The following is a 26166-nucleotide window of genomic DNA, read 5'->3' as shown; positions in this document are numbered from 1 at the left end:
GCTGGTCAGTTCGTGGCCGCGGTCGGTGCGGACGTCCACGGCTGGAGCCGGTTGGCCAGCCGGATCTCGTCCACGATCCGGCCGATGATGGTGGTGATGCCGAAGTCCTTCGGGGTGAACACGGCGGCGACGCCGGCGGCCTTGAGGGCCTCGCCGTCCGCTGCCGGGATGATGCCACCCACGATCACCGGGACATCCTCCACCCCGGCGCGGCGCAGCCGCTTCAGGACGTCGGGCACCAGCTCGGTGTGCGCGCCGGAGAGGATGGACAGGCCCACGCAGTGCACGTCCTCCGCCACGGCGGCGGAGACGATCTGCTCCGGGGTGAGCCGGATGCCCTGGTAGACCACCTCGAACCCGGCGTCGCGGGCCCGGACGGCGATCTGCTCGGCGCCGTTGGAGTGGCCGTCCAGGCCGGGCTTGCCGACCAGCAGGCGCAGCTTGCCGGCGCCCAGCTCCTCGGCGGTGGCGGCGACGGCGGCGCGGACCTGCTCCAGCTCCCCGCCCGGCTCGGCGGCGACCGCGACGGGCGCGCCGCCCACGCCGGTGGGGGCGCGGTACTCGCCGAACACCTCGCGCAGGGCGAAGGACCACTCGCCGGTGGTGACTCCGGCGCGGGCGCAGGCGAGGGTGGCCGGCATCAGGTTGGCCTCGGTGGCGGCGACGGTCTTGAGCCCGGCCAGCGCCTCCTGGGCGGCGGCCTCGTCGCGGTTGCCGCGCCAGGCCTCCAGGGCGGCGAGCACGGACTGCTCGGAGGCCGGGTCGACGACCATGATCGCGGTGTCGAGGTCGGCGGTGAGCGGGCTGGGCTCGGTGGTGTCGAAGCAGTTGACCCCGATGATCTTGTCCTCGCCGGACTCGATCCGGGCCCGGCGGGCGGCGTGCGAGGCGACCAGGTTGGACTTGAGGTAGCCGGACTCGACGGCCGGAATCACCCCGCCCATCTCCATCACCTTGGCGATCTCCGCCTCGGCGCCGGCCAGCAGCGCCGCGGTCTTGGTCTCGATCACCTCGGAGCCGTTGAAGAGGTCCCCGTACTCCAGCAGGTCCGACTCGTAGGCCAGCACCTGCTGGATCCGCAGCGACCACTGCTGGTCCCACGGCCGCGGCAGCCCCAACGCCTCGTTCCAGGCCGGGAGTTGGACGGCCCGGGCGCGGGCGTCCTTGGACAGGGTGACGGCCAGCATCTCCAGCACGATCCGCTGGACGTTGTTCTCCGGCTGGGCCTCGGTCAGCCCGAGCGAGTTGACCTGGACGCCGTAGCGGAACCGGCGCTGCTTGGGGTCGGTGACCCCGTAGCGCTCCAGCGTGACCTTCTCCCAGAGCTGGGCGAAGGCGCGCATCTTGCACATCTCCTCGACGAAGCGCACGCCGGCGTTGACGAAGAAGGAGATCCGGGCGACCACGTCGCCCATCCGCTCGGCGGGCACCTGCCCGGAGTCGCGGACGGCGTCGAGCACCGAGATGGCGGTGCACATCGCGTACGCGATCTCCTGGACGGGCGTGGCCCCGGCCTCCTGGAGGTGGTAGCTGCAGATGTTGATCGGGTTCCACTTGGGGATGTTGCCGACCGTGTAGGCGATCATGTCGGTGATCAGGCGCACGGACGGGCCGGGCGGGAAGACGTGCGTCCCGCGCGACAGGTACTCCTTGACGATGTCGTTCTGGGTGGTGCCGGTGAGCTTGGCGACGTCGGCGCCCTGCTCCTCGGCGACCACCTGGTAGAGCGCCAGCAGCCACATCGCGGTGGCGTTGATCGTCATGGAGGTGTTGGTCTGTTCGAGCGGGATGCCGTCGAACAGGGTGCGCATGTCGCCGACGTGGCCGACCGGGACGCCGACCCGGCCCACCTCGCCGCGGGCGAGGATGTGGTCGGAGTCGTAGCCGGTCTGGGTCGGCAGGTCGAAGGCGACGGACAGGCCGGTCTGGCCCTTCGCCAGGTTCCGCCGGTAGAGCGCGTTGGAGTCGCTCGCGGTGGAGTGGCCGGCGTAGGTGCGCATCAGCCACGGGCGGTCGCGCTTCTGGGGCTCGGTCATCGGATCGGCCTCAGATGTTCCGGAAGCGGTTGATCGCGTCGAGGTGGGTGGCGCGCAGCTCGGCGTCGCGCACGCCCAGGCCCTCCTCGGGGGCCAGGCAGAGCACGCCGACCTTGCCCTGGTGCTTGTTGTGGTGCACGTCGAGGGCGGCCTGGCCGGTCTCCTCCAGCGAGTACACCTTGGACAGGGTCGGGTGGATCTTGCCCTTGGCGACCAGGCGGTTGGCCTCGTAGGCCTCGCGGTAGTTGGCGAAGTGCGAGCCGACGATCCGCTTGAGCGACATCCACAGGTAGCGGTTGTCGTACTGGTGCATGAAGCCGGAGGTGGAGGCGCAGGTGACGATGGTGCCGCCCTTGCGGGTGACGTACACCGAGGCGCCGAAGGTCTCCCGGCCCGGGTGCTCGAAGACGATGTCGACGTCCTCGCCGCCGGTGAACTCGCGGATCTTGGAGCCCAGGCGCTTCCACTCGCGCGGGTCCTGGTTGTTCTCGTCCTTCCAGAACTTGTAGCCCTCGGCCGAGCGGTCGATGATCGCCTCGGCGCCCATGGCGCGGCAGATGTCGGCCTTGGACTCGCTGGAGACCACGCAGATCGGGGTGGCGCCGCCGGCCAGCGCGTACTGGGTGGCGTACGAGCCGAGGCCGCCGCTGGCGCCCCAGATCAGCACGTTGTCGCCCTGCTTCATGCCGGCGCCGTTCTGCGACACCAGCTGGCGGTAGGCGGTGGAGTTGACCAGGCCGGGGGAAGCGGCCTCCTCCCAGGAGAGGTGCTTCGGCTTGGGCAGCAGCTGGTTGGTCTTCACCAGGGCGAGCTGGGCCAGGCCGCCGAAGTTGGTCTCGAAGCCCCAGATGCGCTGCTCCGGGTCCATCATCGTGTCGTTGTGGCCGTCCGGGGACTCCAGCTCGACCGAGAGGCAGTGGGCGACGACCTCGTCGCCGGGCTTCCAGGCGTTGACCCCGGCGCCGGTGCGCAGCACCACGCCCGCGAGGTCGGAGCCGAGCACGTGGTACGGCAGGTCGTGGCGCTTGGTGAGCGGCGACAGCCGGCCGTAGCGCTCCAGGAAGCCGAAGGTGGAGACCGGCTCGAAGATCGAGCTCCACACGGTGTTGTAGTTCACCGAGCTGGCCATGACCGCGACCAGGGCCTCGCCGGGGCCGAGCTCCGGGAGGGCGACCTCGTCGAGGTGGAGGGACTTTCGGGGGTCCTTGTCGCGGCTGTCGAGGCCCGCGAACATCTGCTCCTCGTCCTTGTGGAGCGTGACCGCCCGGTAGGACTCGGGGAGCTTGATCGCCGCGTAGTCGGCCGACGTGGCGTCGGAGCTGAGGATCGCGTCGAGGATTTCCTGCATGGCTGCCTCCGAAGGCGTACCTGTGTGAGGGTCACAGGGCGTCTGGGGGAGCCGGGAGCGGACACCGGCTTCGCTGAGGTGGGTGGTTGGCGGTCAGGCGGTCGCCCGGTGGTGGTCCGGGCGGGTCTGCACTGCTGGTCTGGCTCTGCTCCCGGGGTGTGGGAACGCCGGACGACGGCGCGCCGAGGTGGGGAGCCGCGGCGCCGCGACTGGTGAGTAACAAGGTAGTGGCACCCTGTGCCACTCGTAAAGACACCGGGTGTCAGGAATTCCGACACTCCGGAAGGGTGCGGAACGCGCGTAGTGCGGGTACGCCGAGGGCCCGTACCGATATCTCGGTACGGGCCCTCGCTGCGCCTCTGACCTGCGGTTATTGTCGCCTCAGTTGCCCCGGGCGCCACTCAGTGCGGCCCGGATGCTGTCCACCACGACCTCCAGCGGAGCGTCCGTGCGGGCGACTGTGATGAGCACCTCACCTCCGGGACTGGCACTCAGTGCGCTCTCCGCCACCCCGTCCTCTGGCATCCCACTGGCACCCGGTGCCACCAAGGAGCCCCGGCGTCTGGCACCCGGGGCACTGGCCGCCCAGAAGGTCCGCCGGATCACCTCGAAGGAGTGGTCCAGCTGCGCCTCGACGTCGCCCCGGCCGCCGGCCCGCAGCCAGCGCCGCAGCACGTGGTTGTGCGCCGCCACGACCGCCGCCGCCGACACCTCGGCCAGCATCGGGTCGTCCTCGCCGCCGCGCTGCCAGCCCGACGGAATGGACTCCCCGGTGTCGAAACGGCCCAGCAGGTAGCGGGTGAACAGCCGCTCGTACCGGGCCACCACGGCGATCTCGCGCTCGCGCAGCGCCGGGACCTGACGGATCAGCTGGTACCGCGCGACCGACACCCCCGGGGTGGAGGCGTACATCCGCAGCACCTCCTTGATGCCGCGGCACACCACGTCCAGCGGGTGCTCCTCCGGCTCGGCGCTGGCCAGCAGGTCGGCCACCCGCACCAGGGTGTCGTCGTGGTCGGGGAAGATCGCCTCCTCCTTCGACCGGAAGTACCGGAAGAAGGTGCGCCGGGCGACCCCGGCGGCCGCGGCGATCTGGTCGACCGTCGTCTCCTCGTAGCCCTGCGAGGCGAACAGCTCCATCGCGGCCGCGGCCAGGTCCTGGCGCATCTGCTGGCGCTGCGCCGCCGCCCGGCGGCTGCCCGGCCCGGCCTCCGACCCGGTGCCCCCGGACGGGCCGGCCGTCCGTTCGGTGCCGCGCGGTCCGGCGGTGTGCTGAGGGGTGGCTGACTGAACCCGATCCATGTCCGGAACGCTACACGGCCCGGTCGGCGGGGCCGCGGCCCTTCCCCGGCGCACCGGCGTGACCGGGCCGGTCACGGCCGGTCTGGGCCAGCGCGCGGACACCGCCCCCGGGGTCCAGGCGGGGTGGCCGGCCGCCCCGGAGCCGTGCGGCGCGACACCGTTGCCGTAGGCCGCGCCGTTGCCCGGGGGCGGGGCGCCGAGGCCGTACGGCGCCGCTCCCGCGTCCGGCAGCCGGTCGCCCCCGGCCCGTGACGCGGTCACCGGCGCGCGTGGTCGCGGAAGCCGCGGCCGGTCTTGCGGCCCAGGCAGCCGGCCGCGACCAGGTGCTCCAGCAGCGGCGCCGCGGCCAGGCCGGGCTCGCGGAACTCCTGGTGCAGCACCTGCTCGATGGTCAGCGAGACGTCCAGGCCGACCACGTCCAGCAGCTCGAACGGGCCCATCGGGTAGCCGCAGCCCAGCTTCATCGCGGTGTCGATGTCGTCCACCGTCGCGTAGTGCTCCTGGAGCATCCGCACCGCGTCGTTCAGGTACGGGAACAGCAGGGCGTTGACGATGAAGCCGGCCCGGTCGCCGCACTCCACCGGGTGCTTGCGCACCTTCGCGGTCAGCTCCAGCACCGTCGCCGTGACGTCCGGGGCGGTCAGCACGGTGGAGACCACCTCGACCAGCTTCATGGCCGGCGCCGGGTTGAAGAAGTGCATGCCGATCACGTCCTGCGGCCGCGAGGTGGCGGTCGCGCAGCTGATCACCGGCAGCGAGGAGGTGGTGGTGGCGAGCACCGCGCCCGGACGGACGATCTTGTCCAGGGTCGCGAACAGCTCCCGCTTGACCTCCAGGTCCTCGGCGACCGCCTCGACCACCAGGTCCACCTCGGCCAGCTCGGCGTACCGGCCGACCGGGGTGACCAGCGCCAGCGCGGCGTCCCGCTGCTCCGCGCTCAGCCGGCCCTTGGCGACCGAGCGCTCCAGCGACCTCGCCAGCTGCGCCTTGGCCCGCTCGGCCTTCTCCTGGCTGCGGGCGGCCAGCAGCACCGGGTGCCCGGCCTTGGCGAACACCTCGGCGATGCCGGTGGCCATCGTGCCCGAGCCGCAGACGCCGACGGTGCGCACCTCGCGGCCCGCCACCTTCGGCTGCGCCGGGCCGGTGGCCGCGTCCACGGCCCTGGAGGAGCCCGGCGCCTCGTAGGTGTAGAAGCCCCGCCCGGACTTGCGGCCCAGCAGCCCGGCCGAGACCAGCTGGCCGAGGATCGGCGCGGGCGCGTGCAGCCGGTCCCGGGACTGCTCGTACATCGCCTCCAGCACCGTCCGGGCGGTGTCCACGCCGATCAGGTCGAGCAGCGCCAGCGGGCCCATCGGCAGGCCGCAGCCGAGCCGCATCGCGGCGTCGATGTCCTCCCGGGAGGCGTACTTGGACTCGTACATCAAGGCGGCCTGGTTCAGGTACGCGAACAGCAGGCCGTTCACCACGAAGCCTGCCCGGTCGCCCGCCGCCACCGGCTCCTTGCCCAGGTCGCGGGCGAAGGCGGCGGCGTCCTCGGCGGTCTGCGGGGAGGTCAGCACGGTGCGCACCACCTCGACCAGCTTCATGGTGTGCACCGGGTTGAAGAAGTGCAGGCCGAGCACCCGCTCCGGACGGGCCGTCGCGGCGGCGATCCGGGTCACCGACAGGGCGGTGGTGCCGGTGGCCAGCACCGTGCCCTCCGGGCAGATCCGGTCCAGCTCGGCGAAGACCTCCCGCTTCAACTCCAGCTGCTCGGGGACCTCCTCGATCACCAGGTCCGCCTCCGCGGCGGCGGTCAGCGCGTGCCCGACCGAGATCCGGGCCAGCAGCGCGGTGCGCTCCCCGGCGGTGATCCGCTCCCGGTCGACCGCGTGCGCGGTCGCCTCCTCGATCCGGGCCAGCGCCCGGGCGGCCGAGTCCTCGGAGGCCTCGATGCCGATCACCCGGCGGCCGCTCCTGGCGACCGCCACCGCGACTCCGGCACCCATCGTGCCGAGGCCGACGACGGCCACGGTGGGGAAGGGACGCTCCATCAGTCCTGACTCCTATGTCATGAAGGGCCCGCGCGCGCTCCGGCGGGCGGGCCGCCGCGCCCGTCGGCGAGGACGGGGGCGGCCGGCGCCGGAGGAGGGTTCGCGCGCGGGGGCTTGGGGAGATGACGGGGTTCCGGCAGGCCCGGGCAGCGGCCGGTCCGCTCCGGCCGAACTGCGGGGTGTGCCGTGGTGCTCAGGCGCTCGAAGGTGAAGGAAGCGGCACTGATACGAGGAGAGACCCGGCCCGCCGCGGTCCGCGGCACCGGCCGGTGAAGGCGCACCGCGCGGGCGCCGCAGACACGACGACCGCGACCTCCCGTCGGTGCGGCTCCCGAAGCCCGACGGTGGTGCGTCCGGCCACTGTAGCGAAGCTACTCGCGAGTAGGAAGAGGGTGTCGGCGGAAAACCGTCCGGCTCCGGCCCGGCACGGCGGCGGATCGGACCCGAACGACCTTTCCCCGAACGGGTGAAGAGGCGGACGGGTGTCCGTTCGTTCCACCCGATAGGGGAGTTACCGGCCCCCGGTCCGCGGGGCAGCATGGCGGCATGAGCACCGTCACCGCCGCCCAGGCCGCCGACCCCGTCGGGCCGCTCGGCCCCGGCGCCCTCGCGGCCGCCGTCGCGCTGCCCCCGCGCGCCGAGCGCGCCGAGCGGGCCGAGCGCGCCGTCGACCGGCTGCGCACCGCCGCCGTCGAGGCGGTCGCCGTGACGTGGGTGGACAACGCGGGCATCGCCCGGGTCAAGGGCGTGCCGCTCGACGGCCTGGTGCACGCGGCCCAGTGGGGCGTCGGCGCGGCGCCCTGCTTCGACGTGTTCCTCGCCGACGACACCATCACCACCAGCCCGCTGATCGGCGGCCCCACCGGGGACTTGAGGCTCTACCCCGACCTCGACCGGATCGTCCCGCTGGCCGCCCAGCCCGGCTGGGCCTGGGCCCCGGCGGACCGCCACACCCAGGCCGGCGCCCCGCACCCCGGCTGCCAGCGCCTGTTCGCCCGCCGGGCGGAGGCCGCGACCGCCGCCCGCGGGTTGAGCCTCAAGGCGGGCATCGAGGTCGAGTGGGTGGTCGCCCTGGCGGGGGCCCCGCAGGAGCCGCCGCAGTACCCCACGCACGGCCCCGCGTACGGCATGCACCGGCTCACCGACCTCTCCGACTACCTGCGGGACGTCCTGCGCGCCCTCCGCGCCCAGGGCCTGGGCGTGCTGCAGATCCACCCCGAGTACTCCCCGGGCCAGTTCGAGGTCTCGGTCGCCCCCGAGGGCCCGGTCGGCGCCGCCGACACCTCCGTCCTGGTCCGGCACACCGTCCGCGCCGTCTCCGCCCGGCACGGCCTGCGGGCCTCCTTCGCCCCCGTGGTCGAGGCCGACGGGGTCGGCAACGGCGGCCACCTCCACCTCAGCCTCTGGCGGGACGGCCGCAACCTCGGGCACGGCGGCGCCGGCCCGCACGGGCTGACGGCCGAGGCCGAGGGCTTCCTCGCCGGGGTGCTCCGGGCTCTGCCCGAACTCCTGGTGCTGGGCTGCTCCAGCCCCGCCGGGTACCTGCGGCTGGTGCCCCGGCACTGGGCCGGGGCGTACCAGTGCTGGGGCCTGGAGAACCGGGAGGCCGCGCTGCGCCTGGTCACCGGCTCCACCGGGGAGCGCGCCGCCGCCGCGAACGCCGAGGTCAAGTGCTTCGACGCGAGCGCCAACCCGTACCTCGCGGTCGGCGCGGTGATCGCCGCCGGCCTCGCCGGCCTGGACGAACGCCGGGCTCTGCCACCGGAGTTCACCGGCGATCCGGCCGCCGCCGAGCCGGGCACGGTGCCCCGGCTGCCGCAGGGCCCGGCCGAGGCGCTCGCCGCGTACGAGCGCTCGGCGGTGCTGCGCGAGGCGCTCGGCGAGCCGCTGCACCAGGCGGTGGCGGCGGTGCGCCGGGCCGAGGCCGAGCAGTACGCGGCCGTCGGCGCGGAGGAGTTGATCGCGGCGACGCGCTGGCGGTACTGAGGTGGCCCGGTCGGGGGCCGCGGAAGGGCGGCTCGGGGCCCTGGACGTCGGGGGCCTGGAGATCGGGGCGCTGGTCGACCACCACTGCCACAGCGTGGTGGCGGCCGAGCTCGCCGACGACGCCCTGGCCGGACTGCTCACCGAGTCCGACCGACCGCCCGCGCCCGGCTGCTCGCCCTTCGACAGCGTGATCGGCCTCGCCGTCCGGCGGTGGTGCCCGCCCGTGCTCGGCCTGCCGGCGCACGCCCCGGCCGCCGACTACCTGGCCCGGCGGCGCGAGTTGGGCGCGGCGGAGGCCACCCGCCGGCTGCTCGCGGCCGCCGGACTGGACACCTGCCTGGTGGACACCGGGCTGACCGCCGCCGCGGGCCGCGCGCTGCTGCCGCTGCCCGAACTCGCCGAGGCCACCGGGGCGGTGGTGCGCGAGGTGGTCCGGCTGGAGTCGGTGGCCGAGCGGGTGCCGGGCGGCGCGGCGGACTGGCCGCGGGCCGTCGGCGAGGCCCTGGCGCGGGCCGCCGCCGGTGCCGTCGCGGTCAAGTCGGTGGTCGCCTACCGGCACGGCCTGGCCGTCCCCGCCGAGCGGCCCGCCCGCCCGGCCGTGGTGGCCGCCGCCGGCGCCCGGCTGCGCGCCGGGGGCGGGCGGCTGACCGATCCGGTCCTGCTGCACCACCTGCTCTGGACGGCCGTGGACGTCTGCGCCGAACTGCGCCTGCCCCTCCAGCTCCACACCGGTTTCGGCGATCCCGACCTCACCCTGCACCACGCCGACCCGTCCCTGCTGACCGACTTCGTCCGCGCCGCCGAGCCCAGCGGCGTCCCGCTGGTGCTGCTGCACGGCTATCCGTACCACCGGCAGGCCGGCTGGCTGGCCCAGGCCTTTCCGACGGTGTACGCCGATCTGGGGCTGACTGCCTCCTACACCGGGCCGCGGGTGGCGGCGGTGCTCGGCGAGATGTCGGAACTGGTGCCGTTCGGAAAACTGTTGTTCTCCACCGACGCCTACGGACTTCCCGAACTGTTCTCGGTGGGCGCCGCACAGTTCCGGCACGGACTGGGCATGCTCCTCGCCGACTGGCGGGCGGACGGCGCCTGTTCGGCCGCGGACGCGCAGCGTGTGGCCCGACTGGTCGCGGCCGACAACGCGCGCCGCCTGTACGCGCTCGGCTGAGCGCCCGGCTGTGTTTTCGCGCACATGCCAAACCTGCCCAGTCGTCGACGAACCATCACTTTTTAACAATCTTGAACCCTGTTCCGCCTGTTGACCGGTGGAGCGCGAACCTCCGTTGTTGGTCTAGATGTGACGATTAGATGACTACCTCTTGCGCTTATCAGCGAATATTCATTAACGTCCCGGTCATCCCAGCGCACCTGCCACACCGCAGCTGCCGGATGACGACTCGGGAGGGCCAACCCCAATGAGAGTTCCTCGGATCAGCCGGACCCGCTACGCGGCTGTGGGCCTGGTGCTCGCGACCGCCGGAGCTCTCGCGCTCCCGGCCGGCACCGCCGTCGCGGCGCCCACCGGCGACTCGACGACCGGTCCGCTGCTCAGCTACGTCGTCAACACCAAGGCCAACCACGGCCAGGTGCAGAAGGTGGAGAAGGCCGTCACCGCCCTCGGCGGCACGGTGGTCCAGTCGTACGACCAGGTCGGCGTCATCGTCGCCCGCTCCAACGACACCAAGTTCGCGGAGAAGCTGCGTCTGGCCAAGGGCGTCGACTCGGTCGGCGCCAGCCGCACCAAGGGCATCCTCGCCGCCGACCAGACCAAGGCCGAGGTCGCCGCCGAGCCGACCGGTGCCGCCGCCGCCGCGAACGGCCAGGAGCCGTACGAGCCCAACCAGTGGGACATGCGCCAGATCGGCGTCGACAAGGCGCACAAGATCTCGCTGGGCAGCCGCAACGTCACCGTCGGCGTGCTGGACTCCGGCATCGACGCCACCCACGAGGACCTGGCCGCCAACGTGGACGCCTCGCAGTCGGTCTCCTGCATCGACGGCAGGACGAACACCGACTGGAAGGCGTGGCAGCCGACCACCAGCGACCACGGCACCCACGTCGCCGGCACGATCGCCGCCGCCAAGAACGGCAAGGGCATCGTCGGCATCGCCCCGAACGTCAAGCTGGCCGCGGTCAAGGTCGTCGACGACGGTGGCTTCATCTACCCGGAGAACGCGGTCTGCGGCTTCGTCTGGGCCGGCGAGCACGGCTTCAAGGTGACGAACAACAGCTACTACGTCGACCCGTGGATGTTCAACTGCCCGAACGACAAGGACCAGGCCGCGATCTCGGACGCCGTCCGCAAGGCCGTCGCCTTCTCGCAGCGCAAGGGCGTCCTGAACGTCGCCGCCGCCGGTAACGAGAACATCGACCTGGCGCACAAGACCACCGACGTCTCCAGCCCGGACGACACCAAGCCCGGCACCCGCCCGGTCACCAACGACTGCCTGTCGCTGCCGACCGAGCTGCCCGGCGTGATCGCGGTCTCCGCGGTCGGCGTCAACGGCGACAAGTCGTACTACTCCAGCTACGGCAAGGGCGTCGTCACCGTCGCCGCGCCGGGTGGTGACGCCCGCTACCAGATCCCGGACACCCCGGACAAGAACGGTCGCATCCTGTCGACCATCCCGGGCAACAAGTACGGGTACATGCAGGGCACCTCGATGGCCACCCCGCACGTCACCGGCGTGGTCGCGCTGCTCGCCAGCACCTTCCCGTGGGCCAGCCCGGACGAGCTCACCGAGCTGCTGACCAACCAGGCCGAGTCCCACGCCTGCCCGACCGGCGTCTACAACCCGGGCAACACGGGCCAGTTCAAGGCCACCTGCGAGGGCGGCGCGGACGACAACGGCTTCTACGGCGCGGGCATCATCAACGCCGAGAAGGCGGTCCAGTGGTGGCGCTGACGCGCTGACCACCCGGCGCTGAACACCGAGCGCTGACCACCGAACGCCGAGCTGGGGGGGGGGGGCCCCCGGCCCCCCCCCCCCCCAGCGGCGTTCCGGCCCCGCGCGCATCCGGCGTTCCGGCCCCGCGCGCACCCGGCGGTCCGGCCGAGCTACTCCCCGGCCTCGACGTGGTGCTCCCAGACCGTCTCCACCGACGGCTTGCCGTGCAGGTCCGGCACCTCCTGCAGCCAGGCCGGCCGCCCGGCCCGGGTGCGGGCCGCGCGGCGCTGCTCCGCCTCGCGCAGCTGCGCGGGCGTGGCGAAGCCCTCCGGCAGCCACCGCGCGGAGAGCACCGCCCGGGCGGCCAGGTGGGTGACGTACGCGTGCCGGACGGCGTCCACCGAGTCGAAGCCGGGCTCGTCGGCCAGCCACTCGTCCGGGACCAGTGCCACCACCTGCTCCAGCAGGTCGACGGTGACCAGCGGCCCGAGGTCCTCGTCGGCCAGCCGGACGTCCGGGGCGCAGGCGCCCAGCGCGTGCGCGCTGAGGTCGTACCGCTTGCCGACGGACGCCCCGGCGGTGGCCCAGCGGTGGTGGAAGATCAGTGCGGCGCCGTTGTCGATCAGCCAGAGCCGCTGGTGCCAGACCATCAGGTTGGGGTTGTGCACGGTGCGGTCGACGTTGCCGGTGAGCGCGTCCAGCCAGACCACCCGCCCCGCCTCTGTGGAGTCCACCGGGATCGCCCCGGGCCGGTAGTCGGCGGCCCCGGGCAGCAGGTCCATCCCGAGGTTGAGCCCGGCGCTGGCCTTGAGCAGGTCCTGGATCTCGGTGTCCGGTTCGTCGGCGGCCACCGCCGGATCGAAGTCCACCAGCCGCAGCTCCGGCACCCGCAGTCCGAGCCGCCGGGCCAGCTCGCCGACGATCACCTCGGCCACCAGTGCCTTGCGGCCCTGGGCGGCGCCGGTGAACTTGACCACGTACGTTCCCAGGTCGTCGGTCTCCACGACGCCCGGCACCGAGCCCCCGGCCCGCAGCGGGTCCACGTAGCGCAGCGCAGTCACCAGATCGAGCACACCCGCCACCCTATCCCGCCGTGCCACGTGATTGGCTTGCCGCTGAGACCGGTACGCAGAGCGGTACCCACCACACGAGGAGAGCAAGGCATGGGACAGGTGCAGGCCACCACCGAGCGGATCTACGACGCCGCGCCCGAGCGGGTGTACGAGGCGCTGGCCGACTACCAGGTGACCCGCCCGAAGCTGCTGCCCGCGCAGTACAGCGAGTACGAGGTCCGGGTCGGCGGTACCGGCGCCGGCACCCAGGTGCACTGGAAGCTGCAGGCCACCGAGAAGCGGGTGCGCGACTGCCTGTTCACCGTCTCGTCGCCGCAGCCGGACCAGCTGGTGGAGAAGGACGCCAACTCCAGCATGGTGATCACCTGGACCGTCGCGGCCGCCGGCGAGGGCCGCACCAAGGTCACCGTCACCGCCACCTGGCAGGGCGCCACCGGCATCGGCGGCTTCTTCGAGCGCACCTTCGCCCCCAAGGGCCTGAACCGGATCCACGACCAGGTGCTGGCCAACCTGGCCGCCGAGGTGCGCTGACCCGGGGTTCCCGCCCGACCCGGGGGAATCGCCCGGAGTTTCGAGCGGCTCGTCCGCCCGTACGAGCCGAAAGCCGTACGGGTGGACGGCCCACCACCTGCGGGTGACGGGGGCCGCCCCGCACGGGGGAGCCATCCTAGGCTCGCCGCCGTGCATATGACGATCCTTCACATTTCACAGCCGGTGGACGGCGGAGTCGCCCGCGTCGTCGTCGATCTGGTCCGGGGGCAGCGCGAGGCCGGGCACCGGGTGCTGGTCGCCTGCCCGCGCGGCGGGCGGCTGGCCGAGGAGGCCGCCGCGGTCGGCGCGCTGGTCCAGGACTGGCCCGCGGACCGCTCGCCCGGCCCGGGCACCGCCGCCGAGGCCTGGCGGCTGCGCCGGATCGTCCGGGCCGCCGGACCGGACGTGGTCCACCTGCACAGTGCCAAGGCCGGGCTGGCCGGCCGGCTGGCCGTGCGCGGCGCGGTGCCGACCGTCTTCCAGCCGCACGCCTGGTCCTTCGCCGCCGTGGACGGCGCGATGGCCGCCGCGACCCTGCGCTGGGAGCGCTTCGCGAGCCGCTGGGCGCACCGGCTGCTGTGCGTCAGCGTCCAGGAGCGGGCCGACGGCGTGGCCGCGGGGGTGCACGCCGACTGGGCGGTGGTGCCCAACGGCGTCGACGTCCGCCACTACGCGCCGGCCGACCGCCGGGCCGCCCGGATCGCGCTCGGGCTGGACCTGGACGCCCCGCTCGCGGTCTGCGTCGGGCGGCTGTGCCGGCAGAAGGGCCAGGACGTGCTGCTGGCCGCCTGGCCGGAGGTGCTGCGCCGGGTGCCGCAGGCCCGGCTGGCGCTGGTCGGCGGCGGGCCGGACGAGCAGCGGCTGGCGGAGACGGTCCGGGAGTCGGCCGAGCCGTGCCGGGTCCGGCTGGTCGGGGACGTACCGGATCCGCGCCCGTGGCTGGCGGCGGCCGACCTGGTGGTGCTGCCCTCGCGCTGGGAGGGGATGGCGCTGGCGCCGCTGGAGGCGATGGCGGCGGCCCGGCCGGTGCTGCTGACGGACGTGCCGGGGGCCCGGGAGTGCCTGCCGCCGGCGGAGCGCACGCAGTCGGTGCTGCCGCCCGAGGACGCGGACGCGCTCGCCACCCGGATGGCCGAAGCGCTGTCCGACCCGATCGAGTGCGAGCGACGCGGTGCCCGGCTGCGCGAGCACGTGACGGCCCGGCACGACGTCCGCACGGTGGTCGAACAGGTGGACGTCCTGTACCGCCACCTGCTGGGGGCCGGACCGGCGGCCGGACGGCGCAGGACCCGTGTCCCAGAGCGGATCTGATCGTTTCACATGCCGTGAATCCCCGCCGTTCCGGCGCCGGCGCATTCGCACCCTCAACCGGAAATGGAAGAGGCGTTAAATCCGAAATACCTATTAATGGGCGGCTGGAATGAAACGGCAAGTCAACTTCCGGCGCACATGCCTTGGTTCGGTATTGTCGGATTTTGCCTGCTTCGTTTCGATTTCACCCCGGGAATTCCTGTCCGGGCCCTTCGCAGCCGCGTCCGTGGTGACCAGCCCTTCCGCGATCGGCCCCCTCACCGGAGAACCGAAAGCCGCCAGCGATGGCAGGTGCTGTCAGGACCGCGCCCACCGGGCCGGGACGGCCGCCCCGTGCCGATCGGTGCCGGGGCACCGCCACCCCGGGCACACAGCAGGGGAGTTCGTGCGCTGATGACCATTGACCACGACAGCGTGCCGCGATCCGGAGGGCCCCTGTCCGGACCGCGGCTGCGCGGCACCGGGCTGCTCGACCGGCCGACCCGTACGGCGTACACCCGGGCGGTGGCGTCGCCCCGCCGGCACCGCCGGGCCTGCCGCTCCCGGCTCGCCCTGCCGCTCGCGCTGGTCCAGGTCGACGCGATCGCACTCTGCACCGGCACCGGCATCGCCAACCGCGCGATCGACCCGACCGCCCCGCTCGCCCCGCTGCTCGGCGCCGCCGCCGTCCTGCCCCTGCTCCTGCTGCTCAACCTGGCCGGCGGCCTCTACCGCACCCGGCTCACCCTGTCGGTCCTGGACGAACTCCCCGCCCTGGCCGTCCGCGCCGTGGTCGCCACCGCCTTCGCCGTCACCCTGGCCGGCTGCCTGGACGGGCGCTGGCCCGACTGCGGCCCGGCCACCCCGGCCCGGCTCACCGTCCTGCTCGGCGCCCAACTGCTGATCGCGGCCCTCGGCCGCGCCGTCCTCTACCACCTGGTCCGGCGGATCCGCCGCGGCCGCCCCGCCCCCGTCCTGGTGCTCGGCGCCGGCCGGCTCGGCCGCAAGGTCGCCGCCGCGCTCAGCCAGCACGGCGAGTACGGCATGCGCCCGGTCGGCTTCCTGGACGCCGACCCGCCGCTGCTGGCCGACGACACCGACCCGCCCGTGCTCGGCGGCCGCGAGGTGCTGGAGCGCGAGGTCCGCCGGCACCGGATCCACCACGTCATCGCCACCGCCGGCGCGGCCGACGAGGCCGAGACCGCCGCCGCCCTGCGCGACGCCGTCCGGCTCGGCTGCCAGGTCTGGCTGGTGCCCGCGCTGCGCGAGCACGGCTCGCTGCCCACCGCCCCGATCGCCGGCGGCGACCACCTCTGGGGCTTCCCCTGTCTGCGCCTCGGCAGCCCGGCCATGCGCCGCCCCGGCTGGGCCGCCAAGCGCGCCCTGGACGTCACCGCCGCCGGGTTCGGCCTGCTGCTGCTCGCCCCCGTCCTGGCCCTGTGCGCCCTCGCCGTCCGCTTCGACACCGGCCCCGGCGTGCTCTTCCGCCAGCAGCGCACCGGCCTGGACGGCCGGGTCTTCACCGTCCTCAAGTTCCGCACCCTGCGCCCCAGCAACGAGCACGAGTCGGCGACCCGCTGGAACATCTCCCAGGACCACCGGATGGGCGCCGTCGGCCGCCTGCTGCGCAAGAGCTCGCTGGACGAGCTGCCGCAGCTCTGGAACATCCTGCGCGGCGACATGAGCCTGGTCGGCCCGCGCCCCGAACGCCCCTACTTCGTCATGCGGTTCAGCCAGGCCTACCCCGAGTACGGCGACCGGCACCGCGTCCCGGTCGGCCTCACCGGCCTCGCCCAGGTCAACGGCCTGCGCGGGGACACCTCGATCGAGGAGCGGGCCCGCTTCGACAACCGCTACATCGAGAGCTGGAGCCTCTGGCAGGACGTCAAGATCCTGTGCCGCACGGCGGCCCTGATGCTCCACCCGGACGGGAGCTGACCCCGCGTGGCCCTGACCTTCCCGGCCCTTCCCCGGCCCGTCTTACGGCGGGCCCTGCCGGCCCTCGCGGACCGGTCCAGCCTGCTCGCCGCGGCCACCGTCCTGCTGGTGTGCGTGCCCGCGGGGGAGAAGGACGTCACCGCGGCCGTCCACGTCACCGCCGCCGACGTCGCCTCGCTCGCCCTGGTCGCCCTCACCGCGCTCAACCTGCTGCGCGGGCGCCTGCCCGCGATCAGCCGCACCACCTGCGCGCTGTTCGGCGGCATCGTGGCCGCCGCCGCCGTCGCCACCCTCGGCTCGATCGACCCGGCCACCAGCCTCACCGGCTTCGTCCGGCTCACCCAGGTGTTCGTCCTGGTGCCGGCCGCCGTGCTCTGCTCGCTGCGCGACCGCACCGACCAGCGGCTCGTCCTCGGCTCCTTCGTGCTGGCCGCGCTGATCCAGGGCGTGGTCGGGGCGAACCAGTACCTCACCCGCACCGGCGCCTCCTACACCGGCCAGCCGATCCGGGCCGTCGGCACCTTCGGCGCGCTGGACATCATGGCGATGTCCACCGTGGTCAGCTACGGCCTGCTCGCCGCCCTCGCCCTCGCCCTCGGCGAGCGCGCACCCGGCGGCGACGTACGGCTGCGCCGGGTGATGTTCGCCGCCGCCGCCTTCCTGGCCTTCCCGCTCGCCGTCTCGTTCAGCCGTGGCAGCTGGATCGCCACCGGCGCCGCCGTCACCGTGCTGCTGCTGCGCGCCGACGCCCGGCTGCTGGTGCGCAGCGCCGTGCTGGGCCTGGCCGCCGCGGTCGTCCTGATCGGCGGCCTCGGGCTCGGGGCCTCCGGCGTCACCGAGCGGCTCAGCTCGATCGGCTCCGTCTCCGCCGCACCCGACCAGTCCGTCTCCGACCGCTACGACCTGTGGGCCACCGCCGGGCGGATCTGGCAGGACCACCCCGTCCACGGCGCCGGGCCGAAGGCCTTCCCCAGGCTGCGCGACAGCCACGCCCCGCTGCGGCTCTCCTCCGGCAGCGACGCCGCCGACTCCACCATCGGCTTCCAGCGCGAACCGCTGCTCTCCCCGCACAACATGTACTTCCTGGTGCTCAGCGAACAGGGCCTGATCGGCATCACCGCCTACGCAGCGCTCTTCCTCGGCCTGCTGCTCGGCTGCCTGCGGCGCCGCCACACGACCTCGCTCGCCGCGCTCGCGCTGCTCACCTGGGTGCTGGTCGACTTCCTGTACGCCGACATCGGCGGCACCACCACCGTGCTGACCTCCGTCGTCCTCGGCCTCGCGGCCCGCGCCGCCGTCCAGGAGCGGGCGATGCCCCGGTGACCACCGACCAGCCCGCGCTCGCCCCCGCCCTCCCGGCCCCGCGCAGCGCTCCCGCCGGGCCGCCCGCCGCCGCCGAGCCGCCCGCGGCCGGGCCGGAGCGGCCGCCCCGGGGCGGCTTCCTCGTCAAGGCCTTCGGCGTCACCGCCGTGCTCAGCGCCGCCGGCTCGGGCCTCGGCCTGCTGCGCGACCTCCTGCTGGCCCGCTACTTCGGCGCGAGCCAGGGCACCGACGCCTTCCTGGTCGCCTGGACCGTGCCCGAGACGGCCGCACCGCTGCTGATCGAGGACGCCATGTCCTTCCTGATGGTGCCCGCCTTCGCCCTCGCCCTGGTGCTGCGCGAGGAGGACCCGGACGCCCCCGACCCGGTCCGCCAGCTGGTCCGCGCCACCCTGCCCTGGCTGCTGCTGGCCCTCAGCGGGCTCGCCCTGGCCGCCGCCCTCGGCGCCCCCCAGCTGGTGGAGCTGCTCGCCCCCGGCCTGCCCGACCCGGGCCTGGCCGTCGCCTGCACCCGGATCACCGCGATCACCGTGCTGCCCTTCGGCGTGGCCGGCTACCTGGCCGCCGCGCTGCGCGCCCACCACAGCTTCACCGCCCCCGCGGGCATCTACGTCGCCTACAACCTCGGCATCCTGGCCCTGCTGTTCGGCTTCCACGGCGTCCTCGGGGTCCGCTCCGCCGCCCTCGGCGTGGCGCTCGGCAGCCTGCTGATGGCCGTCCTGCTGGTCGGCCCGTTCCTGCGGCACCTGCGGACCGGGCCGGCCGCGGCCGGCCGCACCCGGCGCAGCCGCAACGCGCTGGTGCTGATGCCGCTGGCCCTGCTGCCGGTGGCCGCCTTCACGCTGACCCGGCAGTCCCAGGTCTTCGTCGAGCGCTACCTCGGCTCGGCGCTGCCGCCCGGCACCATCTCGCACCTCAACTACGCCGCCAAGGTCTCCCAACTCGCCATGACGGCGGGCATCCTGATCTGCACCGTCACCTTCCCGCTGGTCGCCCGGGCACTCGCGGCGGGGGACCTCACCGCGGCCCGCGACCGGGTCGAGAAGGACCTCGGGCAGGCCGCCGCGGTCGTGCTGCTCGGCACCGCCTTCCTGATGGCCTGTGCCCCCTCGGCGGTCTCGCTGCTGTTCGAGCGCGGCGCCTTCGGCCCGGGGGACACCGCCGCCACCGCCGCCGTCATCCGGGTGTACAGCTTCGGCCTGCCCGCCCAGGCGCTGATCGGCGTGATGATCCGCCCGTACTTCTCGCTCCGCCCGGTGGTCCGCCGGGCCGACGACCCGCGCCGCGAGGACGGCGGGCGCCGGCTGCTGGACTGGTACCCGGTCGCCGCGATGCTGCTCGGCCTCGGGGTGACCGTCACCGTCGGCCTGCTCGCCACGCCCCGGTTCGGGGCGCTCGGCCTGGCCGCCGGCAACGCGAGCGGGATCACCGCCACCGCCGCGCTGCTGCTGCGCGGGCTGGTGCTGCGCGGCATCCCGCTGCGGCTGCGCCGGGTGCTCGGCGACCACGGCCGGCTGGTGCTGGCCGCCGCCGGGGGCGCCGTCGCGGGCGCCGCCGCCGCGAGCCTGTCGGCCGACCCGCTGCTCTCGACCCTCTCCGGTGGCCTGACCGTGGTGCTGGCCTTCGCCGCCCTCGGCACCGGGCTCCGGGCCCGCGAGGTGCGCGGTCCGGTGCTGGCCGCCGCCCGGGCCGTGGGGCTCGGGCCCGACCGGCGGGCCCTGAACCTGCCGACCGTCCCCGACGAAGGGAAGTCTCCCCATGGACGATGAGCGGGGATCCGTCCGTCCGGCCCTGGCGGGCGTCACCGACGCCCCGCCCGACCGGGCGCGACTGCCCAGAAGCCGCCGCCAGGCCGGCGGACCCGCCCTGCCCGGCTCCTCCTCGCCGTGGATCCTGATGTACCACTCGGTGGCGGTCGAGGAGGAGGACCCGTACCAACTCACCGTCAGCCCCGAGCGGTTCGCCGAGCAGATCGCCTGGCTGCACCGGCGCGGCCGGCGCGGCGTCTCGGTCCGCGAGCTGATGCGGGCCCGCGCCCAGGGGCAGGACGACAAGCTGGTCGGCCTGACCTTCGACGACGGCTACGCGGACTTCGCCCGGTACGCCGTCCCGATCCTCCAGGCGTACGGCTTCACCGCCACCGCGTACGTGGTCGCCGACCTGCTCGGCCAGGACAACGGCTGGGACACCGAGGGTCCGCGCAAGAAGCTGCTCACCGTCCAGGAGGTCACCGAACTCGCCTCCGCTGGCTGGGAGATCGGCTCGCACGGCCTCGGCCACCAGGCGCTGCCCGGGCTACCCGCCGAGGTCCTCGGGGTGCAGACCCGGGAGAGCCGGCGCCTGCTGGAGGAGGTCGTCGGCGGTCCGGTCACCGGCTTCTGCTACCCGTACGGTGCCGTCGACCGGCCCGCCGCCGAGGCGGTGCGCGAGGCCGGCTACGACTACGCCTGCGCGATCGCCCACTCCCCGCTCACCGGCCGCTTCGCGCTGCCCCGCTGCTACGTCGGCGACCGGGACGGCGCCTGGCGGCTGCGCGCCAAGAAGGCCCGGCACCGGCTGCGCGACGCCGTCACCTCGCTCAAGCGCGGGCGGCGGGAGCGTCGGCCGTGAAGGTGCTGCACATCGTCACCGGGCTCGCCTCCGGCGGTGCCGAGCGCCAACTGCACCTGCTGCTGCGGCACCTGCCGCCGCACCAGCGCTGCGAGGTGCTCGCGCTGACCAACCCGGGCACGGTCGCGGACGCGCTGCGCGCCGACGGCGTGACCGTCCACCACCTCGGCATGCGCGGCAACCGGGACCTCGGGGCGCTGCCCCGGCTGGTGCGGGTGGTCCGGGCCGGCCGCTACGACCTGGTGCACACCCACCTCTACCGCGCCCAGCTGTACGGCCGGCTGGCCGCGCGGCTCGCCGGGGTGCGGGCGGTGGTGTCCACCGAGCACTCGCTGCACGCTGGGGTGATCGAGGGCCGCCCGGTCACCCGGGGCGTCAAGGGCCTCTACCTGGCCGCCGAACGGCTCGGCAGCACCACCGTGGCGGTGTCCCGGCAGGTCGCCCAGACCCTGCGCTCCTGGGGCGTCCCGCCGGCCCGGATCGAGCTGATCCCCAACGGCATCGACACCGCCGGCTACCGCCGGCCGCCCGCCGAGCGGGCCGCCGCTCGCCGCCGGATCCGGGCCGAACTCGGCCTGCCGGAGGGCGGTTGGGTGGTCGGCGGGGTCGGCCGGCTGGTGCCGGGCAAGCGCTTCGAGGTGCTGCTGGCGGCGCTCGCCGAACTCGACCCGGGGACCAGGCTGCTGCTGGTCGGCGAGGGCCCCGAGCGGGCCGGGCTGGAGCGCCGGGCGGCCGAACTCGGCGTCCGGGAGCGGCTGGTGCTCACCGGCGAGCGGGACGACGTGCCCGACCTGCTGGCCGCGATGGACGTGCTGGCGGCCCCCTCCACCGCGGAGACCTTCGGCCTGGGCGTACTGGAGGGCCTCGCGGCCGGGCTCCCGGTGCGGCACAGCGCCTGCCCGGCGCTGGACGAACTGCCGCCCAGCGCCGCCCCGCAGGCCCGCCGGATCCCCTCCGAGCCCGCCGCGTACGCCGCCGCCCTGCGCGACCTGCGGCAGCTGAGCGGCCACATCGCCGACCCGCTGCCGCACCCCCCGGCCGTCGGCCACTACGACATCGCCCGGGTCGCCGCCGACCTGGGCGCCCTCTACGACCGGCTGGCCCGCGCCTGAGCCGCCCGCCGCCGGACCGCCGTACCAGACCCAAGGAGCCACACCCATGACCACACCGCGCCGAAGCGCCCGCCACCTGGTCCGCCGCTGGTGGCCGGTGGCGCTCGCGGTGCCGCTCGGCGCCGCGGCCGGCGCCGGGTACGCCGTCGTCTCGCCCCCCTCGTACGCCGCCAGCGCCTACGTCCTCGTGGTGCCGCAGAACCCGGGGGAGGCGTCGACCGCCACCAACTTCGCCCAGGCGTACGGCCGGCTCGCGGGCCAGCCGCAGGTGCTCACGGTCGCGGCCGCCGAGACCGGCCACACCCGGTCCGAGCTGGAGTCCCTGGTCTCCGGGACGACCTCCCCGGACGCCCCGATGATCGAGATCACCGGCACCGGGAGGAAGGCCCAGGAGGCCGCCCGGACCGCCGACGCGGTGGCCCGCTCGCTGGTCGCCTTCGCCAACACCAGCAGCAGGGACACCAACGTCCGGCTGGTCACGCTGGCCCCGGCCGCCGAGCCGGACAAGCCGACCACGCCCTCCGGCAAGCTGGACGTCGCGGTCGGCGCCGCGGCCGGGCTGCTGCTCGGGTCGCTGGTGCTGATGACCCGCCGGCGCGGCGGCCCGGACGGCCCCGGGGCCGCGGAGGCCCCGACGGCTCCCGCGCCGACCGGGACCGCCGAGCCGACCGGGACTCCCGAGGCCCCCGCCCCGGCCCCCGCCCCGGACCCGGCCCCCGCCGCGCCCCGCCCGCGGGCCGAGGAGCCGGCCGGCAAGGCCCGCCCGAGGACCGGGCCGACGCCGGAGCCGGCGGGCGAGCCGAAGGCCGGTACGAAGGACGGGGCGAAGCCCGAGCCCGAGCCCGCCGCCGCGCCCGAGCGTCCGGCCAAGGAGAAGGCCGCGGCCCGGAGCGGACGATGAGCACCGAGACCCGCGCCGCCGGCCTCCCGGCCCAGTCCGCCGCGCCCGTCTGGACCACCGAGCTGCACCGCGAGGACGACGCGCTGGACACCGTCGCCGAGGAGTGGGACGACCTGGCGGCCCGCTGCCGCACCGCCACCTTCTTCCAGGCCGCCGCCTGGCAGCGCTCCTGGTGGCGCCACTACGGCCGCCCCGGCGCGCTGCTGGTGGTGCTGGTCCGGCGGGACGGCCGACTGGTCGGCGCCGGTGCCTTCCTGCGCCGCGGCGGCCCGTTCGGCGGCCTCACCGGCCTCGGCGCCGGGCTGGTCGACTACGGCGACGTCCTGCTGGACGACGACTGCGCCGACCGGGCCGCCGCCGAGTTCGCCGCCGCCCTTCCGCTCACCCGCCCCTGGCACTGGCTGGAGCTGCGCGAGGTGCACCCCGAGGCCGCGGTGCAGCGGGTCTACGAGCACTGGCGCGGCACCCGCCGCAGCCACCAGGACTCGCTCTGCCAGTACCTGCCGGCCGTCCCGATGGAGCGGCTGCTCAAGCGGGTGCCCGGCAAGACGGCCCAGCGCAGCCGGGTGAAGCTGCGCAAGATCGCCGAGGCCGGGGTGCAGGTCCGGTCCACGCCGGTCGAGGAGGTCCCGGCCGCGCTGGAGGGGCTGCTGCGGCTGCACTTCCTCCAGTGGCAGCAGCGCGGCGTCACCGCCGAGCACCGCACCGAGCGCTTCGCCCGGCACCTGACCGAGTCCACCACCGGCCTGGTCGCCACCGGCCGGGCGGCCGTCCACCAGTTCCACCTGGACGGCGAGCTGGTCGCGGTCAACCTGCTGCTGCTCTGCCCGTCCTTCGGCGGGCTGTACATGTACGGCGCCCACCCGGCGTTGCGCGAGCGGCTGGACATCGCCGGGCTGCTGTTCAGCGCGGCCCTGGACGAGACGGTCGGCGCGGGCATCCCGGTGCTCGGCCTGCTGCGCGGCCAGGAACCGTACAAGCAGCGCTGGCGGCCGGACCGGATGCCCAACCGGCGGCTGCTGCTGGGCCCGGCCGGAGCGGCCCCGGCGGCCGTCGCCCGGTCCGCTGCGGTGCTGGCCCGGCAGGCGGCGGCGCACCAGCTGCGCACCCGCTTCCCCCGGCTCAAGGAGGCGCTGCTGGCCCGCCGCCGGGCCTGACCGCCGCTCAGCGCCGGGACGGCGTCCGGGCCGGGGACGGGCTCGGCGAGGCCCCGGCCGACGGGCTCGCCGTGGCGGCGGGCGCGGTGGCCGGTGCGGTGGCGTCCGGCGTGGCGGTCCCCGACGGGGTGGGCGCGCCGGGCGGCCTCGGGACGACCGGCACGATCGGAGCGGGGGGCGCCGTCGGCACGACCGGCGGCGCCCCTTGCGAACCCGCCATCAGCTGCTTGAACGCCGCCGTCGAGCGCGGATTGCTGCGGCACTGGAAGAAGCCGTGCGGGCAGTAGTCGGTGACGGTCTGGTAGGCGGTGTCGTGGGTGCGCATCCAGTCGACCATCCGCCGGACGAACTCGGGGTTGTCGCCGTTGCGGAACAGCCCCCACTCCGGGTACGAGACCGGCTTGCCGTGCTTGGCCGCGAACTCCACCTGGTCCTGGAGGCCGTACGGCTCGCGCACGTAGTCGTCGAAGGTGCTCCCGGCCGGCTGGTCGTAGCTGTCCGTGCCGACGATGTCGACCACGTCGTCGCCGGGGTAGCACTTGGTCCACGGGATGGCGTCCAGGCCCCGGTTGGGGGTGAAGTCGAAGCGGAAGCGCTGCCCGGGCACCGAGCGCATCACCCCGACGATCCGGCGCCAGTAGGCCTTCCAGGCGGCCGGGTCGGGCTTGCAGCGGTGGGTGTAGGTGACGCCGTTCATCTCCCAGCCGAGGGTGAGCACGGTGTCCGCGCCGCCGAGCGCCACCAGCCGGCGGGCGAGCCGCAGGAAGTGGCTGTCGAAGTCCCCGCGGGCGCCCTGGCCCAGCAGCCTGGCGACCTCGCCGTCCGGCACGTTCGCCTCGTTGGGCACCAGCATCGGCACGCCGAGCACCAGCAGCCGGGACGGGTCGGCCAGCCGCCACTGCGACCACAGGCCGAGCACCACCGGCTCGCCCTCGATGTCCGCCCAGCTGTTGCCCGCCAGGTAGGTGTGGCCGACCTGCATGTTCGCGTTGCCCAGCCACTGGGCGTACTTGCCGATCTGCGGGATGTAGTCGTCCCAGGAGCCGACGAAGGCGCCGAACGGCGGCTCGTGCCGGGGCCGCTGGACCGGCGGGCGGGGGGCCGCGCCGCGCGGCTCGAAGGCGTCCGAGGAGAGGCTGTGCCGTTCGGTCCGGCTGAGCGGTGTCCCGGCCGGGACACTGGCCGTGGCCATCAGCAGCAGAGCGGCGGCGGCCAGCGTCAGGCGGCCCATGCGCATGGTCTCTCCTCCGGACGTCGCGGGAGCGGGGCGGGCGGGAGACGACACCGACGGACCGTCGCGCCACGCTCGCCGACAGTAGGCCCGGCGGAGGACGGAAAAGCCGAATGTCACCCTAAAGTGGGCGATATTCGAACGCCGTCTGCCGCAACACCCGTCCGGCCCGGCCCCGTGTATCAGCTCTGTAACGGTCCGGCGGGGTCCGCGGGGCCCGCCGCGCGGGGCCCCGCCGACCGGCCGGGGAGCCGACGGCGCAGGTGGGCGGGCGGGCGCACCGGGCGGGCGCGCACGGTCCGCCGTGCGGTCGCCGGTGGGCCCGGGCGGCGATTCCAGGCTGACTGGCGCACCCGCCGAAAGGTACGCTCCGGCCGTGTCCTGGAAGCCGCCGCGTGTCCTCACCCCCCGCTCGATCCTGCCTGCCCTGGCGGTGATGCTGGTCCTTGCGGCCGGTGCTGCGGCGCACGCGAACAAGCCGGTGCCGTTCGGCGACCGGGTGGCGGGGCCGGGGGACGCGGAGGCGACCCCGGTCAACTCGCAGTCGGTCAGCTCGGCCGACCTGGACCTGCGGGTGGTCGGCCCCGGCCTGGAGGCGTACCACAAGCAGACCGGCGAGCGGGCCTGGACGTACCGCCGCGAGGGCGCCGAGGCGCTCTACCTGGCGATGGCCGGGGACAACGCGATCGTGGTCTGGGACGACGGCCTGGTCACCTCCGTCCGCCCGGGCGACCACGAGGTGCGCTGGCACCGCGCCGTACCCGGCCTGGCCGACTACCTGCGCGCCGACGGCGAGCCGGGCGCCGACAAGCGCACCGACGCCCAGCGCAAGGACACCGCCAAGCAGCGGGCCGCGGCCGCGCTGCACACCGTGCAGCGGGACGGCTCGCCCTGGCTGGCCGTGGTGACGCCGACCCTGACCATGGGCCTGCGCGACGCCGACGGCGACCTGCGCTACAACGACCGGCCCTCCAACGGCTGCCTCTACGACCCGCTGCGCACCGTGCACACCGACTACGCCGTGCTCATCCCGCGGACCTGCACCAACAGCAGCGGGGTGGCCGTCTCCGGCGGCATCACCGGCTACCGGCTGGACAGCAACGGCTGGTCGATGATCACCGGCCCGGCCGCGACGGTGAAGGCGCTGGACGCCGGCCGGGTGGAGATCACCGACGGCCCGATCGTGCCGCCCAAGGTCTTCGACACCAAGGCGGCCGCCCCCGAGACCGGCTGCGCCAACCCGGACGCCCCGTTCGCCGCGGTCCGCCCCCAGGGCGGCTGCGCCGATCCCTCGGCGAGCCCGGCCGCCCCCGCCCCGAGCACCCCGGCGGACCCGGCGGCCACGCCGCAGCAGTAGCCGCGGGCGGGCCGGCGGGTACCCCGGGGCGGTACGCCCCCGGGGCGTTTCGC

Annotated in this window: 19 protein-coding genes; 13 read left to right on the top strand and 6 right to left on the bottom strand. The window is 74.7% G+C overall.

Translation table 11 applies throughout. The annotated features are described in order from the left end of the window. Positions 1-5: 5 nt before the first annotated feature. From ACFXOZ_RS20215 to ACFXOZ_RS20200, 4 genes are all read right to left on the bottom strand, one after another. Positions 6-2036: a protein meaA gene (locus ACFXOZ_RS20215; RefSeq protein WP_380591777.1), complete on the bottom strand. Its 2031-nt coding sequence runs from the start codon at positions 2034-2036 to the stop codon at positions 6-8. Between the two features lie 10 nt (positions 2037-2046). Beyond that, the gene (ccrA, locus tag ACFXOZ_RS20210; protein WP_375893996.1) at positions 2047-3384 is read right to left on the bottom strand and encodes a crotonyl-CoA carboxylase/reductase; all 1338 of its coding nucleotides are present in this window, start codon (positions 3382-3384) and stop codon (positions 2047-2049) included. A 381-nt stretch (positions 3385-3765) separates the two neighbouring features. Continuing rightward, entirely contained in the window at positions 3766-4686 is a 921-nt protein-coding gene (locus ACFXOZ_RS20205) for a TetR family transcriptional regulator (RefSeq protein WP_380527986.1), read from the bottom strand. Positions 4687-4943: 257 nt separating this feature from the next. Continuing rightward, positions 4944-6719 carry a 3-hydroxyacyl-CoA dehydrogenase family protein gene (locus ACFXOZ_RS20200; protein WP_380591775.1) on the bottom strand — a complete coding sequence of 592 codons (1776 nt, stop codon included), beginning with the start codon at positions 6717-6719 and terminating at the stop codon, positions 4944-4946. A 546-nt stretch (positions 6720-7265) separates the two neighbouring features. Here ACFXOZ_RS20200 and ACFXOZ_RS20195 point away from each other — a divergent pair. The 3 genes from ACFXOZ_RS20195 to ACFXOZ_RS20185 all read left to right on the top strand — a co-directional run bounded on the left by ACFXOZ_RS20195 (position 7266) and on the right by ACFXOZ_RS20185 (position 11611). Then, a complete protein-coding gene (locus tag ACFXOZ_RS20195; protein ID WP_380591773.1) occupies positions 7266-8705 on the top strand; it encodes a glutamine synthetase in 1440 nt (479 codons plus the stop codon). A 1-nt stretch (position 8706) separates the two neighbouring features. Continuing rightward, positions 8707-9873 carry an amidohydrolase family protein gene (locus tag ACFXOZ_RS20190; protein WP_380591771.1) on the top strand — a complete coding sequence of 389 codons (1167 nt, stop codon included), beginning with the start codon at positions 8707-8709 and terminating at the stop codon, positions 9871-9873. Between the two features lie 247 nt (positions 9874-10120). Next, positions 10121-11611, top strand: coding sequence for a S8 family serine peptidase (locus ACFXOZ_RS20185; RefSeq protein WP_380527974.1), 1491 nt, complete (start codon positions 10121-10123; stop codon positions 11609-11611). A 152-nt stretch (positions 11612-11763) separates the two neighbouring features. Here ACFXOZ_RS20185 and ACFXOZ_RS20180 read toward each other — a convergent pair whose 3' ends face one another. After that, positions 11764-12666 (bottom strand): HipA family kinase, encoded by a 903-nt coding sequence (locus tag ACFXOZ_RS20180; RefSeq protein WP_380591769.1) that lies wholly within the window; start codon positions 12664-12666, stop codon positions 11764-11766. A gap of 90 nt (positions 12667-12756) precedes the next feature. On the opposite strand from ACFXOZ_RS20180, the gene ACFXOZ_RS20175 reads away from it, so the two are divergent. The 9 genes from ACFXOZ_RS20175 (at position 12757) to ACFXOZ_RS20135 (ending at position 23525) form a co-directional block, all read left to right on the top strand. After that, positions 12757-13197, top strand: coding sequence for an SRPBCC family protein (locus ACFXOZ_RS20175; protein WP_375893977.1), 441 nt, complete (start codon positions 12757-12759; stop codon positions 13195-13197). A 156-nt stretch (positions 13198-13353) separates the two neighbouring features. Then, on the top strand, positions 13354-14508 hold the full coding sequence (locus ACFXOZ_RS20170) for a glycosyltransferase (RefSeq protein ID WP_380591767.1): 1155 nt from the start codon (positions 13354-13356) through the stop codon (positions 14506-14508). 393 nt (positions 14509-14901) lie between these two features. Continuing rightward, positions 14902-16425, top strand: coding sequence for a sugar transferase (locus ACFXOZ_RS20165; RefSeq protein ID WP_375893972.1), 1524 nt, complete (start codon positions 14902-14904; stop codon positions 16423-16425). Between the two features lie 6 nt (positions 16426-16431). Beyond that, a complete protein-coding gene (locus ACFXOZ_RS20160; protein WP_380591765.1) occupies positions 16432-17748 on the top strand; it encodes an O-antigen ligase family protein in 1317 nt (438 codons plus the stop codon). Continuing rightward, on the top strand, positions 17745-19514 hold the full coding sequence (locus ACFXOZ_RS20155; protein WP_380591763.1) for a lipid II flippase MurJ: 1770 nt from the start codon (positions 17745-17747) through the stop codon (positions 19512-19514). Before ACFXOZ_RS20160 ends, ACFXOZ_RS20155 begins: the two co-directional genes overlap by 4 nt. After that, complete coding sequence (locus tag ACFXOZ_RS20150) at positions 19504-20355, top strand: polysaccharide deacetylase family protein (RefSeq protein ID WP_375893967.1); 852 nt, start codon at positions 19504-19506, stop codon at positions 20353-20355. The genes ACFXOZ_RS20155 and ACFXOZ_RS20150 overlap by 11 nt, the downstream gene beginning before the upstream one ends. Further along, on the top strand, positions 20352-21467 hold the full coding sequence (locus tag ACFXOZ_RS20145) for a glycosyltransferase (protein WP_375893964.1): 1116 nt from the start codon (positions 20352-20354) through the stop codon (positions 21465-21467). The genes ACFXOZ_RS20150 and ACFXOZ_RS20145 overlap by 4 nt, the downstream gene beginning before the upstream one ends. Positions 21468-21513: 46 nt before the next feature. Further along, positions 21514-22368: a Wzz/FepE/Etk N-terminal domain-containing protein gene (locus ACFXOZ_RS20140; protein WP_380591761.1), complete on the top strand. Its 855-nt coding sequence runs from the start codon at positions 21514-21516 to the stop codon at positions 22366-22368. Continuing rightward, on the top strand, positions 22365-23525 hold the full coding sequence (locus ACFXOZ_RS20135) for a GNAT family N-acetyltransferase (RefSeq protein WP_380396292.1): 1161 nt from the start codon (positions 22365-22367) through the stop codon (positions 23523-23525). The genes ACFXOZ_RS20140 and ACFXOZ_RS20135 overlap by 4 nt, the downstream gene beginning before the upstream one ends. Before the next feature lie 7 nt (positions 23526-23532). Here ACFXOZ_RS20135 and ACFXOZ_RS20130 read toward each other — a convergent pair whose 3' ends face one another. Then, the gene (locus ACFXOZ_RS20130; RefSeq protein ID WP_380591759.1) at positions 23533-24762 is read right to left on the bottom strand and encodes a glycoside hydrolase family 26 protein; all 1230 of its coding nucleotides are present in this window, start codon (positions 24760-24762) and stop codon (positions 23533-23535) included. 370 nt (positions 24763-25132) lie between these two features. Between ACFXOZ_RS20130 and ACFXOZ_RS20125 the strand changes: the two genes are divergently transcribed. Next, positions 25133-26113: a hypothetical protein gene (locus ACFXOZ_RS20125; protein ID WP_375893955.1), complete on the top strand. Its 981-nt coding sequence runs from the start codon at positions 25133-25135 to the stop codon at positions 26111-26113. Positions 26114-26166: the final 53 nt, after the last annotated feature.

The organism is Kitasatospora sp. NPDC059160 (assembly GCF_042755465.1).
In the GTDB taxonomy this organism is placed as follows: domain Bacteria; phylum Actinomycetota; class Actinomycetes; order Streptomycetales; family Streptomycetaceae; genus Kitasatospora.
This window is presented reverse-complemented; position numbering and strand designations above follow the sequence as displayed.

What these genes read in the sequence shown, in the direction of transcription:
- ACFXOZ_RS20175 (WP_375893977.1), top strand. Translation starts at nt 12,757, where the DNA reads ATGGGACAGGTGCAGGCCACCACCGAGCGGATCTACGACGCCGCGCCC.
- ACFXOZ_RS20185 (WP_380527974.1), top strand. Translation starts at nt 10,121, where the DNA reads ATGAGAGTTCCTCGGATCAGCCGGACCCGCTACGCGGCTGTGGGCCTG.
- ACFXOZ_RS20205 (WP_380527986.1), bottom strand. Translation starts at nt 4,686, where the DNA reads ATGGATCGGGTTCAGTCAGCCACCCCTCAGCACACCGCCGGACCGCGC.
- ACFXOZ_RS20200 (WP_380591775.1), bottom strand. Translation starts at nt 6,719, where the DNA reads ATGGAGCGTCCCTTCCCCACCGTGGCCGTCGTCGGCCTCGGCACGATG.
- ACFXOZ_RS20170 (WP_380591767.1), top strand. Translation starts at nt 13,354, where the DNA reads ATGACGATCCTTCACATTTCACAGCCGGTGGACGGCGGAGTCGCCCGC.
- ACFXOZ_RS20140 (WP_380591761.1), top strand. Translation starts at nt 21,514, where the DNA reads ATGACCACACCGCGCCGAAGCGCCCGCCACCTGGTCCGCCGCTGGTGG.
- ACFXOZ_RS20130 (WP_380591759.1), bottom strand. Translation starts at nt 24,762, where the DNA reads ATGCGCATGGGCCGCCTGACGCTGGCCGCCGCCGCTCTGCTGCTGATG.
- ACFXOZ_RS20195 (WP_380591773.1), top strand. Translation starts at nt 7,266, where the DNA reads ATGAGCACCGTCACCGCCGCCCAGGCCGCCGACCCCGTCGGGCCGCTC.
- ACFXOZ_RS20135 (WP_380396292.1), top strand. Translation starts at nt 22,365, where the DNA reads ATGAGCACCGAGACCCGCGCCGCCGGCCTCCCGGCCCAGTCCGCCGCG.
- ACFXOZ_RS20165 (WP_375893972.1), top strand. Translation starts at nt 14,902, where the DNA reads ATGACCATTGACCACGACAGCGTGCCGCGATCCGGAGGGCCCCTGTCC.
- ccrA (WP_375893996.1), bottom strand. Translation starts at nt 3,384, where the DNA reads ATGCAGGAAATCCTCGACGCGATCCTCAGCTCCGACGCCACGTCGGCC.
- ACFXOZ_RS20150 (WP_375893967.1), top strand. Translation starts at nt 19,504, where the DNA reads ATGGACGATGAGCGGGGATCCGTCCGTCCGGCCCTGGCGGGCGTCACC.
- ACFXOZ_RS20215 (WP_380591777.1), bottom strand. Translation starts at nt 2,036, where the DNA reads ATGACCGAGCCCCAGAAGCGCGACCGCCCGTGGCTGATGCGCACCTAC.